Annotated in this window: 21 protein-coding genes; 9 read left to right on the top strand and 12 right to left on the bottom strand. The window is 39.4% G+C overall.

Going from position 1 to position 23,662, the window contains the following annotated elements:
• The first annotated feature begins 2 nt into the window (after positions 1–2).
• From B3209_RS07015 to rlmJ, 3 genes are read left to right on the top strand one after another with little or no spacing between them, the layout of a single operon-like run.
• Positions 3–1,028, top strand: coding sequence for a response regulator (locus B3209_RS07015; RefSeq protein WP_295796811.1), 1,026 nt, complete (start codon positions 3–5; stop codon positions 1,026–1,028).
• A gap of 40 nt (positions 1,029–1,068) precedes the next feature.
• Positions 1,069–3,057, top strand: a complete 1,989-nt coding sequence (locus B3209_RS07020) for an NAD(+) synthase (protein ID WP_296665206.1) — start codon at positions 1,069–1,071, stop codon at positions 3,055–3,057.
• A complete protein-coding gene (gene rlmJ, locus B3209_RS07025; protein ID WP_296665205.1) occupies positions 3,051–3,893 on the top strand; it encodes a 23S rRNA (adenine(2030)-N(6))-methyltransferase RlmJ in 843 nt (280 codons plus the stop codon). Before B3209_RS07020 ends, rlmJ begins: the two co-directional genes overlap by 7 nt.
• Before the next feature lie 3 nt (positions 3,894–3,896).
• On the opposite strand, the gene B3209_RS07030 is transcribed toward rlmJ, so the two are convergent.
• The 10 genes from B3209_RS07030 to B3209_RS07075 form a co-directional block, all read right to left on the bottom strand.
• The gene (locus B3209_RS07030; protein WP_296665203.1) at positions 3,897–4,718 is read right to left on the bottom strand and encodes a hypothetical protein; all 822 of its coding nucleotides are present in this window, start codon (positions 4,716–4,718) and stop codon (positions 3,897–3,899) included.
• A complete protein-coding gene (locus tag B3209_RS07035; RefSeq protein WP_296665201.1) occupies positions 4,711–5,385 on the bottom strand; it encodes a tetratricopeptide repeat protein in 675 nt (224 codons plus the stop codon). The genes B3209_RS07030 and B3209_RS07035 overlap by 8 nt, the downstream gene beginning before the upstream one ends.
• A 62-nt stretch (positions 5,386–5,447) precedes the next feature.
• Positions 5,448–6,995: a sigma-54-dependent Fis family transcriptional regulator gene (locus tag B3209_RS07040; protein ID WP_296665199.1), complete on the bottom strand. Its 1,548-nt coding sequence runs from the start codon at positions 6,993–6,995 to the stop codon at positions 5,448–5,450.
• Positions 6,996–7,006: 11 nt separating this feature from the next.
• Positions 7,007–9,352: a 30S ribosomal protein S1 gene (rpsA, locus tag B3209_RS07045; protein WP_296665197.1), complete on the bottom strand. Its 2,346-nt coding sequence runs from the start codon at positions 9,350–9,352 to the stop codon at positions 7,007–7,009.
• A 12-nt stretch (positions 9,353–9,364) separates the two neighbouring features.
• The gene (locus B3209_RS07050) at positions 9,365–10,087 is read right to left on the bottom strand and encodes a pseudouridine synthase (protein ID WP_296665217.1); all 723 of its coding nucleotides are present in this window, start codon (positions 10,085–10,087) and stop codon (positions 9,365–9,367) included.
• Between the two features lie 28 nt (positions 10,088–10,115).
• Entirely contained in the window at positions 10,116–10,775 is a 660-nt protein-coding gene (gene scpB, locus B3209_RS07055; protein ID WP_295800965.1) for an SMC-Scp complex subunit ScpB, read from the bottom strand.
• The gene (locus tag B3209_RS07060; protein ID WP_013701981.1) at positions 10,751–11,506 is read right to left on the bottom strand and encodes a segregation and condensation protein A; all 756 of its coding nucleotides are present in this window, start codon (positions 11,504–11,506) and stop codon (positions 10,751–10,753) included. The genes scpB and B3209_RS07060 overlap by 25 nt, the downstream gene beginning before the upstream one ends.
• Positions 11,507–11,528: 22 nt before the next feature.
• Positions 11,529–12,035, bottom strand: a complete 507-nt coding sequence (gene folK, locus B3209_RS07065; protein WP_296665194.1) for a 2-amino-4-hydroxy-6-hydroxymethyldihydropteridine diphosphokinase — start codon at positions 12,033–12,035, stop codon at positions 11,529–11,531.
• Positions 12,036–12,040: 5 nt separating this feature from the next.
• A complete protein-coding gene (gene recA / locus B3209_RS07070) occupies positions 12,041–13,318 on the bottom strand; it encodes a recombinase RecA (RefSeq protein ID WP_296665192.1) in 1,278 nt (425 codons plus the stop codon).
• A 341-nt stretch (positions 13,319–13,659) separates the two neighbouring features.
• A complete protein-coding gene (locus B3209_RS07075) occupies positions 13,660–14,589 on the bottom strand; it encodes a formylglycine-generating enzyme family protein (RefSeq protein WP_296690296.1) in 930 nt (309 codons plus the stop codon).
• Positions 14,590–14,785: 196 nt separating this feature from the next.
• Here B3209_RS07075 and B3209_RS07080 point away from each other — a divergent pair, with 196 nt between their 5' ends.
• The 4 genes from B3209_RS07080 to B3209_RS07095 all read left to right on the top strand — a co-directional run bounded on the left by B3209_RS07080 (position 14,786) and on the right by B3209_RS07095 (position 17,684).
• Positions 14,786–14,956, top strand: a complete 171-nt coding sequence (locus tag B3209_RS07080; RefSeq protein WP_295800523.1) for a DUF362 domain-containing protein — start codon at positions 14,786–14,788, stop codon at positions 14,954–14,956.
• Between the two features lie 63 nt (positions 14,957–15,019).
• Entirely contained in the window at positions 15,020–15,907 is an 888-nt protein-coding gene (locus B3209_RS07085) for a LysM peptidoglycan-binding domain-containing M23 family metallopeptidase (RefSeq protein ID WP_296664796.1), read from the top strand.
• 47 nt (positions 15,908–15,954) lie between these two features.
• Positions 15,955–16,959 (top strand): hypothetical protein, encoded by a 1,005-nt coding sequence (locus B3209_RS07090; protein ID WP_296690298.1) that lies wholly within the window; start codon positions 15,955–15,957, stop codon positions 16,957–16,959.
• A 422-nt stretch (positions 16,960–17,381) separates the two neighbouring features.
• Positions 17,382–17,684, top strand: coding sequence for a Trp family transcriptional regulator (locus B3209_RS07095; protein WP_296662944.1), 303 nt, complete (start codon positions 17,382–17,384; stop codon positions 17,682–17,684).
• 137 nt (positions 17,685–17,821) lie between these two features.
• Here B3209_RS07095 and B3209_RS07100 read toward each other — a convergent pair whose 3' ends face one another.
• Positions 17,822–18,535 carry an IMP cyclohydrolase gene (locus B3209_RS07100; RefSeq protein ID WP_296690299.1) on the bottom strand — a complete coding sequence of 238 codons (714 nt, stop codon included), beginning with the start codon at positions 18,533–18,535 and terminating at the stop codon, positions 17,822–17,824.
• A gap of 152 nt (positions 18,536–18,687) precedes the next feature.
• Here B3209_RS07100 and B3209_RS07105 point away from each other — a divergent pair, with 152 nt between their 5' ends.
• Both B3209_RS07105 and B3209_RS07110 read left to right on the top strand, forming a co-directional pair.
• Complete coding sequence (locus B3209_RS07105; RefSeq protein ID WP_296690301.1) at positions 18,688–20,205, top strand: peptidylprolyl isomerase; 1,518 nt, start codon at positions 18,688–18,690, stop codon at positions 20,203–20,205.
• Position 20,206: 1 nt separating this feature from the next.
• Complete coding sequence (locus B3209_RS07110) at positions 20,207–21,835, top strand: 6-hydroxymethylpterin diphosphokinase MptE-like protein (protein ID WP_296690303.1); 1,629 nt, start codon at positions 20,207–20,209, stop codon at positions 21,833–21,835.
• A gap of 3 nt (positions 21,836–21,838) precedes the next feature.
• Here B3209_RS07110 and lepA read toward each other — a convergent pair whose 3' ends face one another.
• A complete protein-coding gene (lepA, locus tag B3209_RS07115; RefSeq protein WP_296690304.1) occupies positions 21,839–23,644 on the bottom strand; it encodes a translation elongation factor 4 in 1,806 nt (601 codons plus the stop codon).
• Between the last annotated feature and the right edge of the window lie 18 nt (positions 23,645–23,662).

Here is a 23,662-nt window from a genome sequence, read left to right on the forward strand (position 1 = left end):
AGATGACAACGATTTTAATAGTTGATGATTCTGAAATTGACAGAGCGGTTTTAAAAAACATACTGGCAAGTTTCTACAATGTAATTGAAGCAGATTCAGGATATGCGGCGCTTGATATTCTAAACAATCCGGCTGTAAAAATAGACGGATTAATCATTGATATAAATATGCCCGGATTAAGCGGATTTGAAGTGCTCAGCCTGCTAGACAAGTCAAGACACTCAGGAATGGTGATTCTGCTTATTTCTTCAGAAGCCAAAAAAGACAACATTATAAGAGCCGCAAATTTTGGAGCGTCAGGATTTTTCAAGAAGCCTTATGACAGCGAGCAAATTCTTTCAAAGCTGAAGTCAATATTCGCAAAAAAAGTTCTTGCCGCTTCAATGCTAAAAGGAACAGTTTCAGACAAAGAGCTCAAGGCGACAATTCTTTATGCAGACAAGCTTCGCCGTGTTTATCTTACTTATCTCAAAGGTGAAAAAAAGAGCGACGACCTTTATATTCAAGTAAGTGAAATTGTGCACATCATGCTTGAAAATTATTTTGCAACAAAAGCTCCAAAAGATCTTACGCCGGAAGGAATTGAAATAATCAGCCGCGCAGCATATTTTTACGACATAGGCAGAATGATTGTAAGCCACGAAAAATTCAAGGTTTATTCCCAGTCAGAAATCGATGACATTCCAGAAACACACACAATAGCAGGAGCAGATTTTGTAGGCGTGAACAGCTCGCCAAGTGTCGCATATTTTGTAAAAGTCTGCTCTGACATCTGCATGCACCACCACGAACGCTACGACGGAAGAGGAATGCCTCACGGACTAAAAAGCAGCATCAACAATATCTACACCCAGATGTGCGCAATCGCAATAGAATTCTGCATAAACTTTTTTTCCGCGGAAGAAATAAGCGCAGCCGAATTCAACATGGCAATGAACACAATCTTAGAAGATAAAGACGCGTTCCGGCCAGATGTAATAGAGCTTCTAAAAAGCAGCCAGGACGACATCCTCGCCTGCTACACATAAAAAAATTGAATTTTCTGCTGATAATTCGTATAATCAATTTATGAACTACGGATTTTTCAGAGTTGCAAGCGTGTCCCCTTCACTTTCTGTGGCGGATTGCGACTTCAACTCTAAGCAGATAATTGAACTTGTAAAAAAAGCCCAAGACAAAAAAATAAAGCTTCTCGTTTTTCCAGAGCTTTCTATTTGCGCCTATACTTGCGCTGATTTATTCGCACAAAAAAAACTTCAGGAAGAATGTTATATTGCCCTAAAAAATATTTGCGCTGAAACAAAAAACTGCAATGTTCTTTTTTGCGTTGGACTTCCTGTTGAACTGGATTCAGAGCGGTTCAACTGCGCAGCTTTTATTTATAAAGGAAAAGTTCTTGCTTTTATTCCAAAGTCCTTTATTCCAAACTATTCTGAATTCTATGAAAGCCGCTGGTTTGCTTCATTTTCTGAAAACACAGTAAAACAAGTTTCAGTTTTCAAAGGCTTGGAAGACATTCCGTTTGGCACAAATATTTTTATTCAAGATGAAAATGATTCTTCCATAAAAATTTCCGCAGAACTTTGCGAAGATTTGTGGGTTCCGTTTTCACCTTCAACAAGACACGCCATAAACGGAGCTACAATAATTGCAAATTTAAGCGCAAGCAATGAAGTCGCAGGAAAAGCTGAATACAGAAGGATGCTTGTAGCAGGTCATTCCGCAAAAACAGTGGGCGCATACATTTACGCAAACGCAAGCCACGACGAAAGTTCAACCGACATGATTTTCAGCGGACACAGCATCATTGCAGCAAACGGAGCAATAAAAGCAGAATCCTCCCTTTTTGAAAACACACAGGACTTTCTTATAGCGGACATCGATTTAGAAAAGCTCACACAAGACAGAGTAAAATCCACAACTTTTTCAAGAAGCACAAGTTTTGCAAAGTCTGAATACAAGACAATTTTTGTAAGCGGACTTCAGCAGGAGTTTTTTGCCGACAACATAGACGAACATCTTTATGAGAAAATTGCTCTTCATCCATTTGTACCTTCTGATATTCAAAAAAGAAAAGAACGATGTTTTTCTATAATCGAAATGCAGTCGGAAGGACTTGCAAAACGGCTAAGGCATATTCATTCGCAGGGAGCAGTCATAGGACTTAGCGGCGGACTAGATTCAACTTTGGCACTTTTAGTATGCGCAAGAGCTTTTGACAAATGCAATATTTCAAGGCAAAAAATTTTTTCTATAACGATGCCTGCATTCGGAACAACAGACAGAACGTTCAACAATGCCTGCCTGCTCGCAAATGAAATGGGAACAACTTTAAAAGAAATAAATATCAAGGATGCCGTAATTCAACATTTTAAAGATATAGGACAAGACATAAACACGCACGATGTAACTTACGAAAATTGTCAGGCACGCGAGCGTACTCAAGTTCTTATGGATTTTGCAAACAAGTGCAATGGAATCGTAATCGGAACTGGAGATTTAAGCGAACTCGCGCTTGGATGGTGCACTTACAACGGCGATCAAATGAGCATGTACGGCGTAAATTCCAGCATTCCAAAAACTTTAGTCCGCCACCTTGTTTCTTGGTTTGCTGACGAAGCGCTTGAAAAGAAAAACAAAAGTCTTTCAGATGTTCTGAATGATATTCTTGCAACTCCTGTAAGCCCGGAACTTCTTCCTCCTTCAGAAGGAAAAATAAGTCAGAAAACAGAAGAAATTGTAGGTCCTTACGAGCTTCATGATTTTTTTCTTTACTATGTTTTGCGCTGGGGATTTTCTCCACGGAAAATTTATTTTCTTGCGCAAAAAGCATTTCTTGGAAAAGAAGATAAGGCGACAAAAACAATATACACAAAAGAAATCATCTTAAAATGGCTCAAGAATTTCTACAAAAGATTTTTTAGCCAGCAGTTCAAAAGAAGCTGTATGCCAGACGGAGCAAAAGTTGGAACAGTAAATCTTTCGCCAAGAGGAGACTGGAGAATGCCTAGCGATGCAAACGCGCAGCTTTGGATAAAGGAAATTGAAAAATGCTAAGCTATCAGCACGAGTATCACGCCGGAAACCTTGCAGACGTTTTAAAGCACACTAGCCTTTGCCTGATTTTGGATTCCCTTTGCAAAAAAGAAAAGCCTTTTACAATAATAGACAGCCATTCAGGAGCCGGAATATTCAATCTTGATGACGAGCGGAGCTTAAAAACAAACGAAGCAAAAGACGGAATAGAAAAAATATACAGATTCTACAAACGGACTTCGCAAGAATTTCCGCACGGCTTAAAGGAATACATCGAACGTGAATCTCCCTATCTTGAAGAAAAAAAATACGCAGGAAGCCCGGAACTTGAACACCTTTATTCAAGAGAAAAAGACAGCCTCCATTTTATAGAAAAGCATCCGCAAGCACTTGAATCCTTAAAAAACAACATGAAAAGCCGCAAAGCCGTAATTCACAATGAAGACAGCTACAAGGCTCTTTGCGCGCTCACACCGCCGCTAATAAAACGCGGACTTGTTCTGTGCGACCCAAGCTACGAAGACTCAGAGGATTACAAAAAAGTTTGCGACGCATTAAAAATTGTAAGAAGAAAATGGAACACGGCCATTATCGCGCTTTGGTATCCGCTTTTGCTCCGCCGAAAAAATGAAACTTCTCAGCTTCTAACAGAACTTGAAGACTTCTGCAAGTTAGGAACAACTCCTTGCGAAAGCTTTAAAATCGAGCTAATCACAAAAAATCCAGAGGAAACAAAAATAGAAACCGGCTCCCATCTTTACGGAAGCGGAATGTTTATAATGAATCCGCCATGGAAACTAAAGGAAGATTTGGAAAAAAACTGCGCATTTATAAATAAAATCCTTGAAATTTTATAAGAGTTAGTCGTTGTACCATTCTTCTTTTATTGAAATCGAGCCAAGGTGAAGCAATTTGCTGTAGGAAGGTGAATAACTTGAATCCCGCCCCACAGAAACCGCCCACATATCAACATACCAGACTCCGTCCTCAGAACTAGAACTTGACCAGTTTACATCTTCATCACTTGAAACAGGAAGCGGATTATCGTTGTCAGTTTTCTTAAAGTCAAATCCGTAGCCTGAGCCAGAACTAATATTGCGCAAAGGCTTTCCAATTAAAGTTACACCGCTTGAACCTAAAACATAACTTTCCATTGCAGAAGTTCCGTAGCAGACGGCAGCAGAGTATCCATCTTCTTCACCATAGCTATTCAAGCGGATATAAACATATCGGTCGTCATTATTTTCTGGAATCAAAGGGGTTTTATTATAGGAAGAAAACAAAAGCGTCTTGTAATTTCTTGAGTTTATAATATTTGTTGCCGCAGCTGAAACATCACTGCTTGAATTCAATGTGTCAATCGAACTTTGCGCGCTGACCATTGTAGAATAATTATTATAAATCTTGTAATAAACTTCAGTGCCAAGGAAAGAAAAATCAGACGAGCCGTAATCAGAATTATCGCCTTCTTCATTGGTTAAAAAAGAAAAATAAAGCTGAGCCCTATCATCGCTTGTGTATTTTGTTGTGTGCCCATCAGTCTTTGGCGGCTCAAGGTAATAAAAAGTGTCAAGTCCGCAACTGGCAAAAAGCACGGCAAATAAAAAAAAGGCGGTCTTTAATTTTTTTGCAAAACAAACACCGCCAATTTTTTCTTTATAAGAACACTGATTTTTAGTCAATTTTTCCTTTTGCCTTTAAATCAATAAGGCGGCTTTCAGAAAGATTTGCCCACTCGTATCCGCTATAAGAATCAACAGTTTTTTGATAAAGCTCCGCGGCATTAGAATAGTTTTCTGAAACTTCGCAAACTCTTGCAGCATTAAAAAGCGCATGAGAAGCAAGGTAAAAATCCTCAGTATCTGCAGCAACTTTATAATAAGCCACAGCATCGTCATTTTTAGAAAGTTCTTCTGCGCAAACACCGGCATTGTACATACATTCTGCATAAGTATAAGCTTTTTTAGAAGCATTAGCAGCTTTTAAGTAGCAGTCAAGTGCTTTTGTAAAATCCTTCTTTGCAAAGGCAATGTCAGCGTAAAGCATATTGGCGCGCACACCGGCAATATTTTTCTTTGAAAGATAAGGCGCAAGAGCTTCTTCTGCCTTTGCCTGACGAGAAGAAGCTTCATCTTCCTCTATTTCGCCAGATTTTGCAGCATAAGAATATTCAATTGAATCAATGGCAGCAAGATCTTTTTTCTTATTTGAATCAGAAATTGCAAATACAGTGCAAACAACTACAGCGGCAACAACTAAAACGGCTACTCCGCAAATAAATATTTTTCTATTTTTAATAATAAAATCTTCAATTTTTGCATTTGCAGTAGCTTTTTTTTCCTTAGACATTTTTTACTCCGAATATTTTTTTATTATATAGAATATCAGTCTTTTTGTCAAAACCTTGAAAGTCAAGTCCTGCGGATATTCAGTTCAGAAATAAGCTTTGAAACATAAGTGCGCTGAATATCAAGAATTTTTGCGGCGGCAGTCTGATTCCAGTTTGTTTCTCTTAGAATTCTTTCAACATACTGTCTTTTAAATTCCGAAAGCGCATTTTTTAAGCTGCGGTCTTTCATAAGCGAAAGTTCTTCTGCGCAGTTTTGAATTTCTTCTGTTTCTGGCAAATTTTCAGAATCCACGGGAAGCCGTAAATCATTTAGTTGAATAAAAGGCGGATTTCCGATTATGCAAGCCCTTTCAATTGTATTTTCAAGCTCGCGGATATTTCCAGGCCACATATAAGAATAAATTGCTTTTTTTGCAGCTTCTGAAAATCCAAGGAATTCTTTATGTATTTCAGCCTTGAATTTATTCAAAAAGAATTCGCACAAATCTTCAAGTTCATCCCTGCGCTCCCTCAAAGGCGGAACTGCAATCGGAAGAACATTCAGCCTAAAATACAAGTCGCTTCTAAAAGTTCCTTGTTTTATCATTGCTTCCAAGTCGCGGTTTGTTGCGGCAATAATTCTCACATCAACTGAAATTGTGTCGCAAGAACCAACTCGCTCAAACTTTTTTTCCTGAATCACACGCAAAAGCTTAGCCTGCAAATCAAAAGGCAACTCGCCAATCTCATCAAGAAAAATTGTTCCGCCGTCAGCCATTTCAAAGCGGCCTTTTCTTGAAGAAACAGCATCGGTAAAAGCGCCTTTTACGTGTCCAAAGAATTCAGATTCAAGAAGCGACGGACTTAAAGAAGCGCAGCTCACGCGGACAAAAGGCTTATTTTTTCTGTTGCTCAAAAGGTGAATCTGCTCTGCAAAAAGCTCTTTTCCAACTCCGCTTTCACCGGTAATCAAAACAGAAGAATTAATCGCAGAAGCACGCTTTATATTTTCAATTAACGAAAGAACAAGCGGATTCCGCGCAATAAAAGGATGATAGTCTTTGCCAGCGTCAACAACATATTGAAGAGCGTTAAGCTGAACTTTATTTTTTCTGTAGCGCAAGGCATTTTGGTATGCAACAGCCGCCTGCTCGCCCAAAAGCTCAAGAATTTCAAGGTCGTCGGCAGTAAAGTCGCCTTTATTTTCCTTATTAATCAACTCAATAACGCCAACACAATCACCTTTCACGCTCATAGGAAAAGCAATCATGTTTCTTGTAACATATTTTGTTGTGTTTTGAACTGTGGAATTAAAGCGAGGATCACTGTTTACATCGTTGATTATGACCGACTGACAATTTTCAGCAACCCAGCCAGCAATTGATTCTTTTTCAACAAGGATTTTCTTAACTTCGGAATTTTTAGGACCAAGACTGATATAAAATTCTAGTGAATTGATTTCTTTCCGCACAAGGAGGAGAGATGCGGCTTCACATTTAACCATAAGCATTGCTGATTCCAAAATTGAAACCAGCAATGTATCTGGATCCGCATAATTTAAATTTATGCGTGTATTAATTTCAATGAGTGACTTTAGCCTGTCTAAAGAAATTAAGCTGTTTCCACTCATTGATTTTGTTTTTACTCTGCGTGGCTCTTTACGCTGTCGCCAATTGTGTAAGCCCTGTCATCATTGCTAGAAGACATATACTGTGAAATTTCAGCGCGATCCTGAGCTCTCTTGTATTCTTTTACAGAGAAAGCAACACGCTCTTTGTCCACATCAATTGAAACAACATAAACATTAACTTTATCGCCAACATTGTATTTCTTTACAGCTTCTTCAAACGGAACATCACGGTCATCGCTAAGGTTTGCCTTGTTAACAAGACCTTCAATTCCATTAGGAGCTTTTACAAAAATTCCAAAGTCATTGATAGAAGTAACTTCGCCTTCAAGAGTTCCACCAACTCTATATTCCTCAGCAAAAGCCTTCCATGGATTGTCTGTAAGCTGCTTTACGCCAACGCGGATTCTGTGGTTTTCTGGATCGCAGTCCAAAACAACAACATCCAAAGGCTGGTCAACTTTGATTTCACTTCCAGGATGCTTGATTTTCTTTGTCCAAGAAAGATCCTCGCCAGCAAGGAAAGCGTCAATGCCTTCTTCAAGCTGAACAAATGCACCGCTGTTTGCAATCTTTACAACTTTTCCAGAAACTTTTGTTCCTACAGGATATTTGTCAGCAATTGAATCCCAAGGATTTTCTGTAACCTGCTTAAGACCAAGAGAAACACGTCCGCCCTGAATATCATAGCCAAGAATCATGCATTCAACTTCATCGCCTTCTTTTACCATGTCAGACGGCTTGTTGATTTTCTTTGTCCAGCTGAATTCAGAAATATGGGCTAGACCTTCAATTCCTTCTTCAAGCTCAATAAATGCGCCAAAGTCAGGAACTTTTGTAACTTTTCCCTTTACAATATCATTTACATGGTACTTTTCTTCAAAGTGAACCCACGGATCTTCTGTAAAATGCTTAAGAGAAAGGTTGATTCTCTTTCCCTCTGGATCAAGGCGGATAACTTTAAGCTCTATTTCCTGACCTTTTTTTACAAAATCCTTTGGACGAGTTACGTGTCCCCAGCTCATATCATTAATATGAAGAAGACCGTCAAATCCGCCAAGGTCAATAAATGCGCCGAAACTTGTGAATGACTTTACAACACCTTTTACAGTATCGCCAATCTTTACAGTTTCAAAGAATTTATCACGGTTTCCGTTAATCTGTTCTTCAAGATACTTGCGGCGGTTTACAACAACATTGCGCTTGCCGTTGCTATAAAGACGCTCAACATAGAACTTAGACTTTACGCCAATAAGCTTGTCTTCTTTTTCAACTTTCTGAGCATCTGCCTGGCTGATTGGAAGGAATGCAGAAATTCCACCGCCAAGATTAACCATATATCCGCCTTTTGTAACAGAAGAAATTACACCTTCTACAGGAGTTTTCTGTTCAGCAGCAACTTTGAGCTCTTCCCAAAGGCGTTTTTCATCGGCCTTCTGCTTTGAAACAATAGGACCGTTTTTTCCAAACTGGCTTACGAGATATACTGTAATTACATCTCCCTCTTTTGGAAGGTTTCCAGCAAATTCAGATACAGGAATTTTTCCTTCTGACTTGCAGTTTACGTCAACGAATACAATATCATCTGTAACTTGAACAACAGTAGCCTTTACATTAGCACCGTCTTCAACCGGCTCCATGTTATTAATAGATGCTTCTAATTGTGTGTAAATGTTGTCGGAGCCCTGGGCACCATTCTTTTCCACTTCCTTTTCCATAGCAAACCCTTTTGATTTTATTTTGCTTTCGATTATCGCACAAACATCATTTATGGTCAAGTCTGAAGTGTCGATATAGAATGCGTCTTTTGCTTTTTTTAGGGAGCCTTCCGCTTTATTTCTGTCCATTTCGTCGCGCTTGATTATGGCAGCCTTTATTTCTTCAAGTGAAAGTCCGCTCACGCCTTGATCAAAACGCCTCTTTGCCTGAACATCAATGCTAGCATCAAGATAAAACTTGAATTGCGCATCCGGGAACACAACAGTTGTCATGTCCCTTCCCTCGCAAATTATGCTAAGGCTTTTTACAATCTGTCTCATTCTTGAATTGACAAAATGCCGAAGTTCAACAAAAGAAGAAACTTTTGAAACGTTCGCGTCAACTTTGTCCTGATGAAGCAAATCGTCAACATCTTTTCCGTTTAAAATCAGCCTTGCATTCACATAGTCAAGCTTTTGCTTTTTTGCAAAGTCAACCACTGATTTTTCATCGTCAAGGTTTATTCCAGAATCAAGCAAAGCAAGCGTAAGCGCGCGGTAAAAGCTTCCGCTGTTCAAATATGTAAGGTTCAAGTCTTTTGCAACTTTTCCAGCAACCGTGCTTTTTCCTGTTCCTGCAGGACCGTCTATAGCAACAACCATAACAACCTCTTTTTAATTTTTGCAAAGCCTAAGGAGGGCTTTCACTTCATCCTGAGTCAAATCCCTGAACTGCCCAAACTGAAGCTCTCCAACTCCAACGCAGCCAATTCTTATGCGCATAAGGCTTTTTATTCCGACTTCATACTTTTCAAACACACGGCGGATTTCGCGGTTTTTACCTTCAACAAGAACAATTCTCATTCTATGCGAATTAAGCTCGCGGGCATCCTTGCAGCGGTAGAAAACTCCGTCGATTCTAATTCCGTCCATAAAGTCATCCGCAAGAAAACGCGGCATAGGAAGGCTTGTGTCTACAATGTACTCTTTTTCAAGTTCTGCGGAAGGATGTGAAAGTTTTGCAGCAAAGTCTCCATCATTTGTAAAAATAATAAGACCGCTTGAAAACATATCAAGCCTGCCAACATTGTAAAGACGCTCTGTATATGCTTCTTTAAGCAAGTCAGCCGCAACAGGACGGCCTTTCTCATCGCTTGCGGAACACACATACCCTGAAGGCTTATTTAAAAGGACATAACGTTTTTTTTCTTCAAGGTGGATTTCTTTTTCATCAACGCAAACTTTGTCTTGTGCGCTGACTTTAGTTCCAAGCTCTGTTACAACAGTTCCATTTACGCTAACACGTCCGGCGCAGATAATCGCTTCACTGGCACGGCGGCTTGCAACACCGCATTTAGCCATGTACTGTTGAAGACGCATAGCGTCTTCGAGGCGCATAGCGTCTTCTTTCTTCTCTTTTGAATTATTAACGGGCAAGTTCAAACCTCTCGCTTTCTTTTTCATCAAGCTGCGGCAAATCGGCAATGCTCTGCAAATGGAAGAATTCAAGGAATTCTTTTGTTGTGCCGTACATAACAGGTTTTCCGGGAATATCTTTTTTTCCGACTTCCTTTATAAATTTTCTGTCAAGCAAAACACGCATCATGTTGTCCACATTTACATGGCGGATGCTTTCGATTTCCGCACGCGTTATAGGCTGACTGTAAGCAATTATCGACAAAGTTTCAATAGCGGCGCGACTTAATCTGCCTTCATTCTTTTTTCCATACCGCTCTTTTACAAAGTCAAAGCATTCTCTTTTTGGCGTAAGAGTCCATCCGCCTATAATCATTGAAAGTTCAATTCCAGAATCAGCATTTGAATATTTTTCTTTTAAACGCTCAATGCATTCTTCAATTACATTAGGAGCCATTTTTGTTATCTTTGAAAGATTTTCAACAGTCTGAGGCTCGCTTTCCAAAAAAAGAACAGTTTCCAAAAGCGCAGTTTCTGTATCAAGATTTAAATCTGCCCGACGTTTTTCAAGGTCGTTTTCAGCTTCATCCAAAGTATCTTCTGAAGCCTCTATATTTTCATTTACTTCTTTTTTTTCCTCTGAAATCATGCCGCTTTCTGCTTCCTGCATATTTTTATATCTCCAAACATTTTATTTTGATATATTTCAACTAAATTCAATTTTACTGCTTCAAGAATCGCCATAAAAGCGCAAATCACGTCAAGCTCATTGCCTTTTCTGGTTATCAAGTCTGTAAACATACATTCGCTTTTCTTTTCCAGAAGCTCGTTTATCAAGGCGATTTTTTCATTCGGAGCAATATCCTCGCCCATGTTCAAAAGCCGCTCATCAGGATTTACATTTGTAAGATTCCTAAAAATCTTCTGCATATCCTGAAGCAAAGCCCAAGTGTCCATTTTCTTCCACTGAGAATCGTCTTCGTCAAACGGAAGCGTTCTTTCTATTTTCTTGCGCTCAAAGCTCCATTCGCTCTGCTCTTCCTGTTCTTCCATTAAAACAGAAAGTTTTTTAAAACGCTGATATTCAATAAGCTGCTCAACAAGCTCTTCGCGGGGATCTTCCATGCTTTCGTCATCGTCATAGCGCACTTCAACAGGCAAAAGGAGACGGCTCTTTATACACGCAAGTTTTGCAGCCCAAAGATAAAATTCGCTCAAATCCTGAAGGTCAAGTTCCACAGCATAATCAAGATAATCCTGAAACTGCTCTGTAATTTCCGCAATCGGAATATCGTAGATATTTATTTTATTTTCGCGTATAAGGCTCCATAAAAGATCAAGAGGTCCCTCAAAAGTTCCTGCCATAAATTTTCTATGACAAACTGTCCGTTCTTGTTCCATTTTGCGCTCCGAAGCAATATTTTTAAAACGGACAATATATTTCAACCCGCTGCTCTTTTAAAAGATCCAGTTTTTTTGCGTAGAATTCTATGTCCGCTTTATTAACATCGGCATTTTTTTTCAAAACTTCAAGAAAAGGAGCAAGAACAAATGCTCTTTCTAAAAGCCGCTCATGCGGAATCACAAGATTTTCTTTTTTTACAGTCTGATTTCCAAAAAGCTCTATGTCAATGTCCAAGGAACGCGGTCCGTTTCTAATTTCAAGGCTTCTGTCGCGTCCAAATTTCTGCTCAATTAAATGGATTTTTTCAAGAAGAGAATCAGGAGTTCCGCTGAAATTTCCAACGGCAACCATATTATAAAAATCATCTTGCTCGCAGACATACATGGCCGCAGTTCTATATATAGAAGAAACTTTTAGCTCATGTATAAAATCTGCAAGACAAGAGCAGGCACTTTTTAAAAGCTCCAAGGAAGAAAACGCCCCGAAACTTTTATTAGAGCCAAGTCCTAAAACAACACGTTCCATAAATCCTAGAAAAGCTCATCAGGAACAGGCTTATCTTCCGAAGCGGCTTTTGCAAGGCTCGCGGCCTTTGACTTTGCAGCTTTTGCAGGCTTTTCTTCTACGGCAGGAGCAACAGGAGCTTTTTCAGCTGGCTTTTCTTCCTTTGTAGGAGGTTCTGCAATAGAGCCAGTGCCAACACCTTTTGCCCTCATTTCCTTTTCATACTGAAGAATCTGCTCTTTTGTTACAACTTCGCCTTCTTTGGTGCGTAAAACTTGCCCGGGGAAAATCTTTTCACGCAGAGTATTTTCAAGTTCCATTTTAAATGCTGGATTGTTTTCTATATATGCAACCGCATTTTCCTTTCCCTGACCGACTTTTTCTTCTCCTCTTGTATACCAGGCGCCGCGCTTGTCTATAAGCCCATGCTTTACAGAAGAATCCAAAATGGATGCGGCAGAAGAAATTCCTTTTCCAAAGTAAATATCAAGTTCAACCTTGCGGAAAGGAGGCGCAACCTTGTTTTTTACAATTTTTACACGCACGCGGTTTCCTACGGCATCCTCTTCGCCCTTGCCGTCAATTGATTCAATTCTGCGGATTTCAAGACGGATAGATGAATAGAATTTCAGCGCATTTCCGCCAGTTGTAGTTTCAGGGTTTCCAAACATAACGCCGATTTTCATACGAATCTGGTTTATAAAGACCACAATGCACTTGCTTTTTCCAACAATTGCCGTGAGTTTTCTAAGCGCCTGGCTCATAAGACGAGCCTGAAGTCCCATAACGGAATCTCCCATCTCGCCTTCAATTTCTTTCTGAGGAGTAAGAGCTGCAACAGAGTCCACAACAATTATGTCAACAGCGCCGGAACGCACAAGGTTTTCACAAATTTCAAGAGCCTGTTCTCCTGTGTCTGGCTGGCTCACCCAAAGCTCATCAATGTTTACACCAAGATTTTTGGCATAAACAGGGTCTAAAGCGTGTTCCGCATCAATAAAAGCCGCAATTCCGCCAAGTTTTTGAGCTTCCGCAACAGCATGAAGCGCAAGAGTAGTTTTACCAGAGCTTTCAGGACCGTACATTTCTATTACACGTCCGCGTGGATAACCGCCAATTCCAAGAGCCTCGTCAAGCAAAATCGAGCCTGAAGGAACAACATCGATAGAAGCAGTGTCTGTTTTTGTTCCAAGCTTCATCAAAGAGCCTGTTCCAAACTGCTTTTCAATCTGAAGCCTTGCAGCTTCCAAGGCCTTTAGTTTTTCCGACATTTCAACCGGAAATTTTTCTTCTGTCTTAGCCATTTTTTTCTCCAATATAGCACTAGGAATAAAATCTTAAAAAGAAAGCAACTGAAACAAAAGCGCAAAAACTTCTTATTTAAGATTTTATAACTTTATATACATTTTTTTTAATTTTATGCACTGAATTTAAAAAAATCTTTAAAAAGATACCATAAATAAAAATAGTTTTAAAGTGGAAAAAGAAAGACAAAGGATTTTTGTCAGCACCCCTTGCAAAGAATTTTGGTCAGGGGGTCTTGCAAGTACACGTCAGGGGGTCTTGCAAGCATTTGTCAAGGGGCCTTGCAAGAATATGCCATCCTATATGACGTGCACACGTAAGAACATGATGTAGAATGTTGCTATTTTGCAGTGCGGACAACGCGGAAGCCATAGTCGTCGGAGCAGTTGTCTGGGTAGATGCCGACCCGAAAGGCAAGTTGCACGTAGGTGTCGAAGTATTGCCAAGCCCCACCGCGCTGAATGCGTTCAGAACCAGAAGCCGAACCTGAGTTTGGAGTGTCGCTTGATATGCTTCCGTCTCTTCTATCCCAGCACCATTCCCATACATTTCCGCTCATGTCGTAAAGTCCGTAGCCGTTTTTATTCTTGGTCTTTACATCTCTTGTTCCTTTTGTATTCCTTGCATACCATGCTACCTTGTCTGTATTGTCGCTTCCAGCATACTCGTAGCTTTCGCCGCCACGCGCAGCCCATTCCCATTCTGCCTCTGTAGGAAGACGGTAGCCGTCCGCTTCAAAGTCGCATGTCGCGGCATTCCATTTACTGTCACTTGAAGCCGGAACTGTTCCCCATTCGCTTGGGTCTGTTTTTCCGTCAATTGAATAGCAAGGGGTTAAGCTTTCTTTTATAGAAAGCGTATTGCAGTACACAAGCGCGTCATACCAGTTGATATTGTTCACAGGGTTGTTTTTTACATTGTCATCACCTGTAAGCTCATTTCCGTCCTTGTCATAAGCATCGGCTTCGCTTGGGTCGCTGCCCATGACAGTCTTGTATTCTGCCCTCGTTACCTCATGGTCGCTCATATAGAACGAGGCAACTTCAAGTTTACGTCCGCTTACGAATACTTTTGATTCTGGCGTCCAGTTTTCTGTTCCGTCAATCGAAGCGGCAGGAATTTTTACAAAGTTTTCAGAAACCTGCCCGCTGCTACTAGCGCCGCTTTCAGAACAATTATTTGAGTCATCATCATCACTGCTGCATCCTGCAAACGAAAATGCCAAAGCAAAAACCGCAAATATAGACAAAATCTTAGTAATCTTTTTCATAAACTTGCCCTTAAAAAGGAATTCTGCTAAAAAAATTCAGCAACGCTCATTTTACCCCCCCCTAAGTTTTGTCAAGTACTTTTGAAAATTTTTGAATAAAAAAACAAAACTTGCCTTTTTAGTAAATTTCAAGTATTATTTTTTAGAAGGCTTCTATTTTTTAGGAGTTTTCCACACACACAAACCGAGGTATTTTATGGCTTACAAAATTTCATCGGAATGCATCAACTGCGGAGCGTGCGAAGGCGAATGTCCTTCAGAAGCAATCAGCGAAGTAAACGACAAGCGTCAGATTAATGCTGACAATTGCGTAAGCTGCGGATCATGCGCTTCTGTATGTCCAGTTGGAGCAATTTCAGAAGAGTAACAGCCAAAAGCTGTTAAAACACAAGGCTGTTCAGGAACATTTTCTTGAGCAGCTCTTTTTTTTATGAAGAAAAAACTTTTTTTTATTCTAGGAACATTTTTTTCACTTTTTTACGTGCAGGCTCAAAGTTTTCCGCAAATTCCGTCCTTGGAATCGCGCGACTTTCTTTTTTCCCAGTATCAGCAGGAAGTCCAGCAGTGCCAGAAAGATTTTTTCAAGTCAAACACAAGTGTTCCAACTTTCTATTCATACAAAGCAAAAAAAGGCGACACAATTTTCACCGTGGCGGCAAGATGCAGCGTCTGGCAGGAAGCTTTGTCAACCGCAAATTCAATAGAAAACAGCGCAGAACTTCTTGAAGGCAAAACAATAGTTCTTCCTTCCGCAAACGGACTTTTTATCCCTGAATCCCCTGCCACTTCCATTGAATTTTTGCTTGCAAGCGAGCATAAAGAAAGAATCTTTCAAGAATCTTTTGCAAAATACAAAATAAACGGAAGATTTTTCTATTTTATTCCCGGCGAAAGATTCAGTCCGGCTGAACGTGCATATTTTTTAAATCCTGGAATGTCAATGCCGCTAGAAAAAAGCATTCTTACTTCCGGCTACGGAAAAAGACAAAGCCCCATAACCGGCAGATGGCAGTTTCACAAAGGAATTGACCTTGCAGCTCCGGAGGGAACAACTGTATTTGCCTGCAAGACTGGAACTGTAAAATCCGTGGAAAGAGGAAACAGAATCTACGGAAACCACATCATAATTTCCCACGCAGGCGGAATGGAAAGCACCTACGCACATCTTTCAGAAATCCTAGTTGAAGAAGGAGAGGCGGTTTCAACAGGGCAGAAAATCGGCAAAGTCGGAACAACAGGACTTTCAACAGGTCCGCACCTTCACTTTGAAATAAAGCAGAACGGCTCTTCATTAAATCCCGGAAAATACTTAAAATAAAAGAAATTACACTAGAAATATAGAAGATTTAAGATTATAATATCAACATGAAATCTTGCATTGGCAGGAAAAACAAAAAAGTTTTCTCTTTGATGCTTTTGGCTTTATGCGGAATTTTTATGTTAAAAGCCGAGCCTTTCCGTGTGCGCAAGACAAATTTAATAAGCATAGACTCACTGTTTGAAAAAAAATCAGTTGAAGCCGGTGTAAACGATGCAATTGTAATAAAGCTTCCAGAAGACAAAACTTTTATAGAAGGAATTGAAATTTCAATAAAAGTTCCAAAAATAGTCGCTGAATGGCGGGACTCCGTTGCCTGGTCGTTGTATTCAGGAATTTCACCAGTTCCAGATGCCAAGCTTATTGACTATAACGGAACAAGAGCGGAAGTCGGAACGTTCGGTGAAAGTCTAAGTTTTAATATAAAAGTTCCAACAAAGAAAAACCACTCAATAAAAAACGATGCATATTCGTACATGGCGCAGATGATTCCTGCAAATGCCGACGGATTTTTGTTTTTTAGGCTTCAGCTTGCAATGAAAGGTTCAAGCGATTCCATTTCAAAGTCAAAATTCAGCGTGTGCGCATATCCGATTCTTTCAAATGAAGGGAAAATTTCTCTTGCCATAAATTCAGCGGAAGACGAGGAAGCAAAGGAATTCACAGTTTTTGTTGACGGCAAGCAGTCGGAGCTTGGAAAAAAAGACATTCTTGTTCCAACAGGAAGCCACAACATAAACATTGTAAGCGACTCTTACCGCAATGAAGTGCGCACAGTAAGCGTTGAGCAGGCAAAAACTTCAAATATTGAAATTTCACTTAGGGAAATAAAGCCAATAATCAGGCTTATTGCTCCAGAAGGCACAAAGATAACATTCGACAATAACGAATACACAGCTCCAGTAGAACAGTTCTACACAACGAGCGGCGACCACACCGTAAAATTCATTGTGGGTGATTACGAAATAACAAAGGCAGTTTCCGCATTGGACGGCCGAAGCTACAACATTTCGCTAAACATTGACGCGATTATTGAAGAAACAGATGAATAAATCCTCTGACAATATTTTTAAATGCATAAAAACAAAAGGAATACTTCCTAAGAGGCTAAGTAAGTATCCATAAGAGCCTTAGGAAGTATCGCTCAGGGGCTTAGGAAGTATTCCTCAGGGGCTTAGAAAGTATCCCTCAGGGGCTTAGGAAGTATCCCTCAGGGTCTTAGGAAGTATCCCTCAGGGTCTTAGGAAGTATCCCTTCAGAAATTAGATTCAACAAATAATCAAACAGTAAAAAAACAATTCAAGAAAAATGGAATGCGCTCCGATATATAAATTACCAGGTGTTCAATTTATCCCCTCCCACCCATTGGAGCCTGGATGCCAAAAGGCATGGCCGGTGTAAAAGCCGGTCTTTTTATTTTAAAGACAGTTTGCTTTTTTAATGCAATTGGATTATCATTCTTTTAGAGGTAAAAATGCCAGAAACAAAAAACAGCCAGAGCGATCAGATTAAAGAAATATGCATGCTTCTTTCAAAAATTCAGGACGAAAATCTTATATTTGATTTTTTCGGCTGTCTTTTTACAAAGTCTGAATTAAAGGATTTTTCCAAGAGATGGAGTCTTGTAAAGGAACTTGACGAAGGAACAACCCAGCGCGAAATTGCAAAAAAATACAATTTGTCTTTATGCAATATAACAAGAGGTTCGAGGGAAATGAAAAAGGAAAATTCAGCGTTCCAAAAAGTTCTTGCCCTCTTGAAATCGCTGAATAGTTAATCGAATGCCGAATTTTTTATTTTACTGTCATTATCGGGCTTGACCCGATAATCTAAATTTTAGAACAGATTCCCGTGTCAAGCACGGGAATGACAGTTAAGAATCCGTTTTTATTAAAATGGCTTCTTAATTTTTCTCTAGTTTTTGTTTATAATTTTTGTCTGGACCTTTCCTGTTGCAATTTCAATAAAGCGCACAAAAAGTGAAACCTTGTTGTCTTCGTTCAAGTTTTCCCAGATTGAATTTGCCGTTTCTTCTATAGAAGTTCCGTCCAATTCCAAAATCTCAGGCTCGCCTTCAAAGCTAGGAAGCGGATTTCCGTTCTGCATATAGGTGTGAATGTAGCGGCCGATTCCTGCGCGCGGATTTTCAAAGTCAAAAGTGTATCTGTTTACAGAAGATTCGTTTCCGCAGTCGCTCTTTAAAATCGACATTGAAAAATTAAAGTTTCCGTTTTCAACTTCAAGCAAAGCTGAAATGCGCGGTGTAAAATTCGGAGAATCTGGCTCAAACCTTCTTGACTGCAAGGATTTTTCAAAGCTAAGTCCGTTTTTAAGCCCATCATAAACTGTGTCTGTCTGGTCGCCGTTTGTTACAATTGTCTTGGAGCCAAGAACTTTTACAGGCGCGTAGATTATAAGGCTTGGGTCTGTAAGTTTTGAAGGATCAAATGCCTGAGTGCGGATTCCGTCTCCGTCCTCCACAAAAATTCTATTGCGGCTGTTTTCGCTTCTTCCCATAATCCAGTAGGCAGAAACCGCGTATTTTCCGTCAGCAGATTTTCCTACAATAATTCCGCGTCCTGGATATTCATTTTTAGAAAGAGCTTCTTTCAATGTTTTTTGAATCATAATTCCTCCGAATAAAATAAGTATAGCATGAAAGTGAAAGTTTGTGTATTGAAAGGCAAAATGTGTAGAAAAGTTTCTACATTGACACTTGCATTTTACAATGATAAAATAGTTTTTACTTCTATTTATATATAAAAAGGATGAATCTTCTTATGGATCAAGAAAACAAAATCACTGAACAGAAAACAAAAAAAGACAGTTCAAAAATCGGAGCTGTAATCATACTTGTAATTTCGGCGCTGGTATTTCTTCCCTTTGGAGCGAGCGCAGTTTTTCAGTCAATCTTTAACAAGCAGAAGGCAAGCACTTTCGGTTCTTACAACGGAAAAAACATAACTTATGAGCCAGGCTCAAACTTCTATACTGCAGTTTCAAATCTTGCGCAGTCATATCAGGCTAGCGGCTACAAAGTTGACGAAAATTCTTATTACCGCATTATGAGCGAAGCCTTTTATCAGACTGTAATCAACATGGCGTTCACTGATTCAGTAAAAAAATCAGGCTACATAGTTCCAAAAGAAGCTGTAAACAGATTTGTAATTGAAAAATTCACAGATCCTTCAACAGGAAAATTCTCACAGAAAGCTTACAATCAGACAAGCGCAGTTGATCTTGAAAAACTAAGAAAAGACATTGAAAGCAAACTTGTTTACAAACGCTATTTCTATGATTTATTCGGGACTGGCAATGAAGTTTCTTTCAACGGAACTTCATTGTACGGACTTAAAAGAAGCGGCGCGGAAAAGAAATTTCTTGCTTCAATGGGAGCAGAAAAACATTCATTTGACGCAGTTGCATTCAGCACTTCAAATTTTCCAAAAGAAGAAGCTGTAAAATTCGGAAAAGAAAACGCTGAGAAATTCATTAAATACGACCTTTCTGTAATCACAGTTGACGATGAGCAGGAAGCAAAGGCGCTTTTAAAGCAGATAAATGGAAACGAAATTACATTTGCAGATGCCGCAAGTGAAAAATCCCAGAAATATTATTCTGACGCAGATGGAAAAAATGCAGGAGCTTACCGCTACCAGATTGAAAATATGCTTGACAACGTGGATTCGCTTGCAGAGCTTGAAAAACTTCAGAAAGATGAAATCAGCGCAGTTATAAAAACAAAACGCGGATATTCAATATTCAAATGTGATGGTTCTGTAGCGGCAGCGGACTTTGAAGACAGCGCAGTTCAGGATGCAGTTCTTGACTATATAAATTCAAATGAAAAAAGCTACATTGAAAATTATTTCCTTGAGATTGCGGAAAACTTTGTTTCAGAAGCCGCTATTTCAAATTTTGACAGCGCGTGCAAAAAGTTCAATGTGGAAAAATCAGAAGTTCAGCCTTTCCCTGTAAACTACGGAAGCTCAAGCATTTATTCTTCTGTTTCTGAAACTGGACCTCTTGCAAGAATCGCTTCAAATGAAGATGCATACAAGACAGCATTTTCTTTAAAGCAGGACGAAATCAGCTCGCCGTTTATTCTTGGCTCAAATGTCGTTGTTCTTAAGTGCACAGGAATTCAAACTGATGAAGTGGAAGATGCAAGCGAAACTGAAATCCGCAATGCAGATTTGAATACAGCAAATTCCGCTCTTTTTGCAAGTCCAAAAGTTGTAGACAATTTCTTTGCAACTTACATTACTCTTATGAGTGAAAACAAAAACAGGAAATAAATTGAACGAATCAGTTCAGGAGAAGCCCCGTCTGGTAAGTGCCGGCCAGGGCTTTTCTGTTTTAAAGACAGTAGAATACAAAGGCCGCTTTTTATATTCAAAGTACAATCCTGCAAAGGCAATTGAAACTTACATAGACAAAATACAGGTTTTGAGTGGAACTCTTGTAATACTTTGCTCTCCTCTTCTTTGGTACGGAATTGAAAAAATAAAATCACTGCTGCCAGAAAATTGTGAAATAATCGCGCTTGAAAATGATGAGAATCTTTTTGGGCTTGCAATGCAAAACAACAGCGCAGGCATTCCGTTGTTTAAGTTAAGCGAAGGCGAAAAAATAGATTCATTTGTAAGAAGTATTTGCAAAGGCGGAAGCATAAAGCGCGCATTGAAAATTGACTTTAGCGCAGGAGTAAATTTTTCAAAAGAAAAATTTGATTTTACCGTCAATGCAATAAGTGAAATAATCGCCACATTTTGGAAAAACAGAATCACACTTGTAAAATTCGGCAGGCTTTTTTCCAAAAACTTTTTAAGAAACATTGCGCGTCTTGAACATTCAAAAACGTTGGAAGATGAGGCAAATACAGTTTCAAAGCCGTTGCTTGTTTTAGGTGCAGGTGAAGGACTAGACAGTTTGCCGTATTCAACTTTCAGTCCAAATGATTTTTTTATAATTGCAGTTGATGCTGCTCTAGCTCCTCTAGTATCAAGAAACATAATGCCGGATGCAGTTGTTACAATGGAAAGCCAGATTGCAATTGAAAAAGCGTTTTTAGGTGCAAAAAATAAAAACATTCTTTTGTTCGCAGATCTTTGCGCAAGACCTGAAGCCACAAAAATTCTTAGCGGAAATATAATCTGGTTTGCAACAAAATATGCAGATGGAAATTTTTTTGATAATCTAAAGAATGAAAAAATCATCAAAAATTTTATTGAGCCAATGGGTTCTGTTGGACTTGCGGCAACATACATTGCGCTAAAACTTAGAAGAACTTCTTCTGTTCCAGTTTTTGTTGCAGGACTAGACTTTAGCTATAGTATAGGAATAACTCATGCAAAAGGCACTATGGCTTTAAAGCAGCGTTTTATAAATTCAGGCAGGCTTATGCCAATAGAAAACTACGATGCGGCTTTTTCAATGGCGGCGCAAACTGTCATTTCAAAAAGCGGGAAAAAGATATGCAGCACAAAAATCCTTTTGCAGTATGCCCAGCAGTTCTGCATGATGTTTAAAAATGAAAGAAATATTTTTGACTGCTCAAGCACAGGAATAAATCTTGGGATACCTCAAAGCAGCCTTTTTACAACAAAAGAAAATATGCAAAAAGAAAAATGCAAATCAAATAAAAATGTTTCTAACTTCTGTGAAGAGGAAAAGAAAAAACTTGAAGAGCTTAGAAGCCTGCTTTCAGATGGAGAAAAGTCGCCTTTTAGAAAAAATTTACATAAAGAAATTTCTCTTAGCGAGCAGATAAAAAAAATTGCGGAAGAACGGGAATACCTTTTTCTGCATTTTCCTGATGGATACGTATTCAAAATGGAGCAGTCGTTTTTAAAAAGAATCAGAGCGGAAACAGATTTTTTTATAAAGCAGCTTGAAATCGCCATAAGAGAAAACAAGCCGCTTTAGTTTTTAAGAATCTTCTTTTTCCTTTAAGACAGCAAGAAACGCGCTCTGCGGAAGTTCCACGTTTCCGGCCATAAGCATTCTCTTTTTTCCGGCTTTTTGCTTTTCAAGAAGCTTGCGTTTTCTTGTTACATCTCCTCCATAGCATTTTGCAAGAACGTCTTTTCTAACAGGATTCACAGTTTCTCTTGCAATTATCTGGCTTCCGATTGCACCTTGGATTGCAACTTTAAACTGCTGGCGGGAGATTTCTCCTTTTAGGCGTTCACAGACAACTTTTGCGCGCTCAACGGCACTCGGTCTGTAGCAAAGCTGAGCCAATGCGTCAACAGGCTTTGAATTTATAAGAATATCTATTTTTATTAAGTCAGTCGGTCGGTAATCAATAACCTCATAGTCAAAACTTGCATATCCGCGGCTGTAAGATTTCAGTTTGTCATAAAAATCAAAAAGAACTTCGGAAAGCGGCATTTCATAAGTAAGCTCAACACGCTTTTCGTCAAGGTACTGCATATTTTTTTGTGTTCCACGCTTTAGACGGCAAAGTTCCATGATTGAGCCAAGATATTCAGCAGGAGTTATTATTGAAGCTTTTATATACGGCTCTTGCGACGACTCGATTTTTCCTTCAGGATAGTCAGCAGGATTGTCTACAAAAATTTCTTCATGCCCGGGAATCTTTACCTTGTACTTTACACTTGGAGCTGTAAAAATTACAATCTGGTCAAAGTCCCGTTCAAGGCGCTCCTGAATTATTTCCAAGTGAAGCAATCCCAAAAATCCGCACCTAAAGCCGTTTCCAAGTGCAAGGGAATTGTCTTTTTCATAAATAAGAGAGGCATCGTTAAGTTTAAGTTTTTCCATTGCCTCTTTGAGTTCTTCATAGTCATTTGAATCAATCGGGTAAATTGAAGAGAAAACAACAGGCTTTACTTCTTTGAATCCTGGCAAAGGAGCTGCTGCTGGCTTTGAAGCAAGAGTTACAGTGTCTCCAACGCTTACATCGCTTACAGTTTTTATTCCGGCAATAATATAGCCAACGTCTCCAGCTTCAAGAACTCCAGTTTCTTCATATTTAATTTTAAAAACACCAACCTGCTCTACTTTATAGTCAGTGTTGTTGCTCATAAAGCGGATTATGTCGCCAGTTTTTACGCGGCCTTCCATTACTCTCAAATGAACGATAACACCGCGGTATTCATCATAATGGCAGTCAAAAATCAAAGCCTGAAGTGGCGCATTAACATCACCTTTTGGCGGCGGAAACTTTGTAACAATGGCCTCAAGCAAATCGTCAATTCCTTCTCCTGTTTTTGCGCTGACAAGCTGAGCTTCAGAAGATTCAAGTCCTAAATCATGGTCGATTTGTTTTTTTACAGATTCAACATCTGCGCTTGCAAGATCAATTTTATTTATGACAGGAACAATCGTCAGGTCATGTTCCATCGCCATATAAAGATTGCTCACTGTCTGGCTTTCAACGCCTTGAGTAGCATCAATAAGAAGCAACGCTCCTTCGCAAGAAGCAATCGCGCGGCTTACTTCATAGCTAAAGTCAACGTGTCCTGGAGTGTCAACAAAATTCAACTCGTAGTCATGCCCGTCTTTTGCCTTATACGGAATTGTAACGGCCTGGCTTTTTATTGTAATTCCACGCTCACGTTCAATATCCATGTTGTCGAGGATTTGATTTTTCATCTGGCGGTCGTCAACTATTTTTGCTTTTTGAATAAGCCTGTCCGCCAAAGTCGATTTTCCATGATCAATGTGAGCTGTAATACAAAAGTTGCGTTTATACTTTAATTCTGTCATCTTTATTCCTTATTTAAT

This window comes from Treponema sp. UBA6852, from assembly GCA_002449305.1.
Taxonomy (GTDB): Bacteria; Spirochaetota; Spirochaetia; order Treponematales; family Treponemataceae; genus Treponema_D.

Bases quoted from the DNA above. Each gene is read 5' to 3' on its own strand.
- folK (WP_296665194.1), bottom strand. From the start codon at position 12,035: ATGGAACGTGTTGTTTTAGGACTTGGCTCTAATAAAAGTTTCGGGGCG.
- B3209_RS07015 (WP_295796811.1), top strand. From the start codon at position 3: ATGACAACGATTTTAATAGTTGATGATTCTGAAATTGACAGAGCGGTT.
- B3209_RS07080 (WP_295800523.1), top strand. From the start codon at position 14,786: ATGGCTTACAAAATTTCATCGGAATGCATCAACTGCGGAGCGTGCGAA.
- B3209_RS07060 (WP_013701981.1), bottom strand. From the start codon at position 11,506: ATGGAACAAGAACGGACAGTTTGTCATAGAAAATTTATGGCAGGAACT.
- B3209_RS07100 (WP_296690299.1), bottom strand. From the start codon at position 18,535: ATGATTCAAAAAACATTGAAAGAAGCTCTTTCTAAAAATGAATATCCA.
- B3209_RS07090 (WP_296690298.1), top strand. From the start codon at position 15,955: ATGAAATCTTGCATTGGCAGGAAAAACAAAAAAGTTTTCTCTTTGATG.
- B3209_RS07050 (WP_296665217.1), bottom strand. From the start codon at position 10,087: ATGCGCCTCGAAGACGCTATGCGTCTTCAACAGTACATGGCTAAATGC.
- B3209_RS07105 (WP_296690301.1), top strand. From the start codon at position 18,688: ATGGATCAAGAAAACAAAATCACTGAACAGAAAACAAAAAAAGACAGT.
- B3209_RS07035 (WP_296665201.1), bottom strand. From the start codon at position 5,385: ATGTCTAAGGAAAAAAAAGCTACTGCAAATGCAAAAATTGAAGATTTT.
- B3209_RS07095 (WP_296662944.1), top strand. From the start codon at position 17,382: ATGCCAGAAACAAAAAACAGCCAGAGCGATCAGATTAAAGAAATATGC.
- rlmJ (WP_296665205.1), top strand. From the start codon at position 3,051: ATGCTAAGCTATCAGCACGAGTATCACGCCGGAAACCTTGCAGACGTT.
- recA (WP_296665192.1), bottom strand. From the start codon at position 13,318: ATGGCTAAGACAGAAGAAAAATTTCCGGTTGAAATGTCGGAAAAACTA.
- B3209_RS07075 (WP_296690296.1), bottom strand. From the start codon at position 14,589: ATGAAAAAGATTACTAAGATTTTGTCTATATTTGCGGTTTTTGCTTTG.
- B3209_RS07040 (WP_296665199.1), bottom strand. From the start codon at position 6,995: ATGAGTGGAAACAGCTTAATTTCTTTAGACAGGCTAAAGTCACTCATT.
- scpB (WP_295800965.1), bottom strand. From the start codon at position 10,775: ATGCAGGAAGCAGAAAGCGGCATGATTTCAGAGGAAAAAAAAGAAGTA.
- B3209_RS07020 (WP_296665206.1), top strand. From the start codon at position 1,069: ATGAACTACGGATTTTTCAGAGTTGCAAGCGTGTCCCCTTCACTTTCT.
- lepA (WP_296690304.1), bottom strand. From the start codon at position 23,644: ATGACAGAATTAAAGTATAAACGCAACTTTTGTATTACAGCTCACATT.
- B3209_RS07085 (WP_296664796.1), top strand. From the start codon at position 15,020: ATGAAGAAAAAACTTTTTTTTATTCTAGGAACATTTTTTTCACTTTTT.
- rpsA (WP_296665197.1), bottom strand. From the start codon at position 9,352: ATGGTTGTTGCTATAGACGGTCCTGCAGGAACAGGAAAAAGCACGGTT.